The sequence below is a fragment of the Anaerolineales bacterium genome, assembly GCA_022866145.1.
Taxonomy (GTDB): domain Bacteria; phylum Chloroflexota; class Anaerolineae; order Anaerolineales; family E44-bin32; genus PFL42.
In genome coordinates this window covers 1-4,183 of the sequence record JALHUE010000500.1, presented here as the reverse complement: position 1 = coordinate 4,183, position 4,183 = coordinate 1, and the positions used below count along the sequence as shown (strand labels likewise).

Sequence of the window (4,183 nt, the reverse complement as noted above, 5' to 3'; positions counted from 1 at the left end):
CGGTCACCCCGCCACCCACCGCCACCGAGGCCCCGTCGCCCACCCCGACGCCAACCGAAACCCCCACGCCCTGAATCCGGGGATCTGCCTGGCTGCATCGCCAGCCAAGCCTCGCAGGTGGGGGGGCCAAACCGCTTCCTATTCTGGCGGCTGTTCCTCTCTGGATAGGCCACGCATCCGGTACGTTCTCGCCGGGCCGAGTTTCCCCGCGGAGCGGCGAGCCCGCCTCTTACGCCGAGTGTCGGCCAACTTACGCTGCCGGCGCGCGAGGCGCCCACCAGAAGCGAACCCTCCGTTGGGGTGGTTGGGGCTGCGCTCCCACGACTACTACCGCCAGGCCCCATTCTGAGGCCATCGGCGTCGGCTGGGGGGAGCCTCGGCAACGGCCCTAGAGGAGCGGCAGCTGGGGATCCTGCTCGCCCAGCGGGTCAAGGGCAAGCCGTTCGAGCAGGCTCTCCCGGCGCAGCGTCGACTCCTCTGCCAGCCGCCGCACGTGGCGGAATTTGAGGACGCGGGTGGCGTCTTCGACGACGTAACGCAGCCGGAGGTCGCGGCGGGCTTTCTCCGCCAGCAGCGCCGCCCGGCCGCCGGGGATCACGAAGGTGAGCAGCCGGCCAGACGCTAGGGCCGTGCTGGGGGGACTGGTTTCACAAACCCTGAAGGAAAACGCCGGCCTGTCCGGCTGCGCCGAATCCAGCCAGTCCACGCCCGCCGACTCGCTTTCCCCGGCGGCATACCCCAGTCGGCTCCCGAGCTCGACCAGCAGGCGGCGAATCTCAGCACGGTCTTCGGCTCGCGGCTCCGCCCCGTCTTCAGCCCGCAGGCGCCACTGGCCGGTTGGGTCCTCTGCCAGGGCATAGGAGTGCACACAGGCCATGAGCCAGCGGCGGTCCGGGGTCCGCAATCCTGGCAGCCGCTCGCAGACCCAGGCGTCCACTTCCGCTGCGGCCATCGGGCGGCCCTGGCGAAGAACGCCCAGCACGAGCGCCTCCACCTGGTCGGAGAGTGCCTCGCCCTGCAGCGGGGGTTCGGCCAGCCAGTACGACCCACTCTCCGGCTCCGTTCCCGTTCCCAGGTGCGCAAATGTGCGGCGGTCGGCCAGGGCACGCTCGACCGATTGGTGAACAAGGGAAGTCACCGGGACCTCTTCGCTTTCCGGCAAGCTGCCAAGCAGCCGGTCTCCGGCCAGCCCGAACACGGCTGCGGCATGCATCAGGAAGAAGGAACCCGGCTCGTTGCGCGCCTGCAGTTGGCGGCACATGGCCGTGCTCAGACGCCTCGGCAGCTCCTTCGGGGACAATGGCTGCGCAGAGGCAGAGGTCGGATCCGCCGCCCAGCGCAGGCAGGCCTCGCCCTCGGCCAGGCGCAGGGCACGGCCGGTCAGCCGGAAATCGCTGGCATCCATGGAGGCCAGCACCGCGCTCAGAAAGCCCGGCTCGCACTCGGGCATCACGGCCAGCACCGGTGTCCCCGGCGGCACGGCTGCCGCCAGCCCTCCCAGGGCGCCGCGCAAGGCGGCTTGATGCCAAGCCCAATCGTAGCGGCGCCGGCGCAGGGCGACCTTGATGGCAGCAGCTTCGCCCCGGCCCCACAGCCAGGCAGCCCACAGCGCCGATAGCGTCCAGAAGGCCTGATTGGGCCGCGGCGGAACGGTCAGCACCAGGCCCGGCGGCACCGAGTGTAGGTCTCGGTACACCCCCCGCGCCGGGCCGGCAAACAGGGCAACGGTCCCGGGCGCAGGCGGGTCGCGGAGATCCCAGGTCGTCACCTTCAGGCCGGTTTGCGGCAGGTCCCAGTCCTCGACGGCTTGCTCGAGGGCGCGCCACAGGTTGAACTCGCGGTAACGCTGCGAGGCGACCAACTGCCGCGGCCGGGAGCGCCCTTCTGGATGGCCCCACATCGAGTTGCCGGCGTCCATGACGGGCAGCAACAGGGCCTTGGCCGCCAGCTCAGCCTCGCCTGTCAGGCTCAGCTGATCGACCTTAGTGATCAAGGTGACCAAGGCGTACAAAGCTCGGGCCGGGTACACGCTCAGCGCTGCCTCGGCATGCTCACGGTCCGGGTCATCGGCGGGAGCGACCTGCTCGAGAGCCAGCGCGTGCTGCAGCCCGCGGCCGGCGTACACCTGTGCCCGGCTGCGATCGAGGTCGCTGGCTGCGTCCTCCCCGGCATACTTGCAGGTCGGACACACGACCGCCTTGGCGATCATCTGCCCGCTGTCCCGATCCCAGACGAAGTACTCCGCCGAGACCTGCGCCCCGCACTGCGGGCATTCTGTCAGGTAGAGATCGAGCAGGAACTGCTCCAGGCGCTGGTGGTCCTTGGGGCTCGACGCCACCTTGGCCAGCACCGATTGGAGATCATGCTGGGGCGGCGGCTGCAGCGTGTTCTCGATCACGAAGCGGGTGATCGGGTTATTGCTGGCGACCAGGACCGCCCAGCCCTGCTGGGCGGCTTCGAGCACCAGACGTGGGCTGGTGCCGAATGGGTCAAAGACGAGACCGGGTAACTGCCCGAGGTCGGCCAGCGCCCGGGTGGTCATCCCAGGGTCAAGCGGCGGCAGGAACCGGCTCAGCGGCCCCGCACCCGGCAGGCGCTCGGTGGCAGGAAACGGAATGTCCATCGAAGCCAGTATACGGCAGGGCTCCAGGTGCCTTGTCCGTCGCGGGGGCAGGCGGTTGGATCCGGAGAGGACAAGAAGCACGGTCGAGACGTTCGGCCAGGGCCGCAACCAGCGTCGAATGTGCCCCGGGCGTCAGAGCATTCCGGAAGCTGGTCCCGGGGATCTAGGGCGAGAGGGGATCGTCCTGGCGCAGCGCTCGCTGCAGATCGTCGAAGGAATTCATCCGGGCCATCCTACGCAGGAAGGCCGCCGGCGATTGGCTGAGCTCCCACAGGCGACGCACGGCGGCGCCGACCGGATCCGCGCCGGCTGCACCGCCGGGCTCGTCGGCGTAGGCGCCATGGAAGGCGAAGTAGGCCTGGTTCAGCCGGCGCAGGTCATAGCCCTGCTGGTTGAACACTTGCCGCCTCGCCTCCATGTAGGCTTCCGCCTCCTTGATCTTGCCCTGCTCGAGCAGCCGGTCGACCGTCAGCCGCGTGTCCCGCATCTCCGCCCGGAAGTCGAAGGCCGGCGGGGGAGCCGGGGGCGCCGTCTCCGGGGAGAGGCTCCCCTCCGGGGCAGGCGGCGGCGGGGCCAGATCGGGATAGTAGCGCTGCAGCACCTTCGTCCCCACCAGCCCGCCCCACAGCGAGGCCGCCGTCTCATTCATGGTGCGCGTCTCAGGCGTGGTCTCATAGTTGAGCCCGAGTGGCCTCAGCGTCAGGTAGTTGTGCGCCCACTCGTGGGAGACGACGTCCACCAGCCAGCCGATCGTCCCTGATTCCATCACCATCGTCGGGTAGGTCCCGATCCCCCCGACCGGGACGACCAGCGCCGAGACGTCCATCTGCCGCTCGACCTGCTGCTCGAGGTCGATGCGTTCGGGGATATCCAGCCCGGCGTCGATCTGGATATCGGCGTCCTGGCGGATCACGCTGCGCGGCGAGACGATCAGCGCCAGCGGCAGCTCGGTGAAGCGGAAGGCGACCGGCGGCGCCACCAGCCCGCCCGCCCCCAGCCCCAGGTCGGCCAGCACAACCGCTACCTGCTCCTGAAGGATCGACTCGACGACCGGCTGCAGCCCGGCCATCTCCTGCCGCAGGCGCGACTGCTCATGCTGAATCGCCCTGGTCTCGGCGTCGGCTTGGCCCTGCGTCCCGCCCAGGCGCACGGCAAGGTCGGTCTGCAGGAAGGAGGTCCGATCCACCCGCTGGGCATACTCCCGCACGAGCCGGGAGCGATCTTCTTCCTGCAGGTAGTCGGCGAGCGACAGGCTGCTGGCGGCCAGCTTGGCCCAGGCGGCCTCGGCCGTCCAGCCGGCGAAATCGAACTCAATCGGCCGGGTGAAGCGGCGGACGCGGTCGGCCTGCAGGCGGGCCGACGGGGCGCTCTGCGTCAGCAGGAACACCGCGCTCCAGCCGACCAGCACAAGCCAGGCGCAGCCTGGCGCCGTCCGCCGTGGGAGGGGCATGGCGGGATGATACCAGCCGCGAGGCTGCGGCACCGACTCGCAGGCTGGGTGCTATAATCCCGCCTCCGAGGTACGGCGTGAGGCAGGCGGGCATCGCATGAACTTTCTGG

Annotated in this window: 2 protein-coding genes; both read right to left on the bottom strand. The window is 69.9% G+C overall.

The features are described 5' to 3' along the window. Positions 1–388 precede the first annotated feature (388 nt). The gene (locus tag MUO23_14620; GenBank protein MCJ7514183.1) at positions 389–2,623 is read right to left on the bottom strand and encodes a hypothetical protein; all 2,235 of its coding nucleotides are present in this window, start codon (positions 2,621–2,623) and stop codon (positions 389–391) included. Between the two features lie 163 nt (positions 2,624–2,786). After that, on the bottom strand, positions 2,787–4,073 hold the full coding sequence (locus tag MUO23_14615; GenBank protein ID MCJ7514182.1) for a hypothetical protein: 1,287 nt from the start codon (positions 4,071–4,073) through the stop codon (positions 2,787–2,789). Between the last annotated feature and the right edge of the window lie 110 nt (positions 4,074–4,183).

Bases quoted from the DNA above. Each gene is read 5' to 3' on its own strand.
- MUO23_14620 (MCJ7514183.1), bottom strand. From the start codon at position 2,623: ATGGACATTCCGTTTCCTGCCACCGAGCGCCTGCCGGGTGCGGGGCCG.
- MUO23_14615 (MCJ7514182.1), bottom strand. From the start codon at position 4,073: ATGCCCCTCCCACGGCGGACGGCGCCAGGCTGCGCCTGGCTTGTGCTG.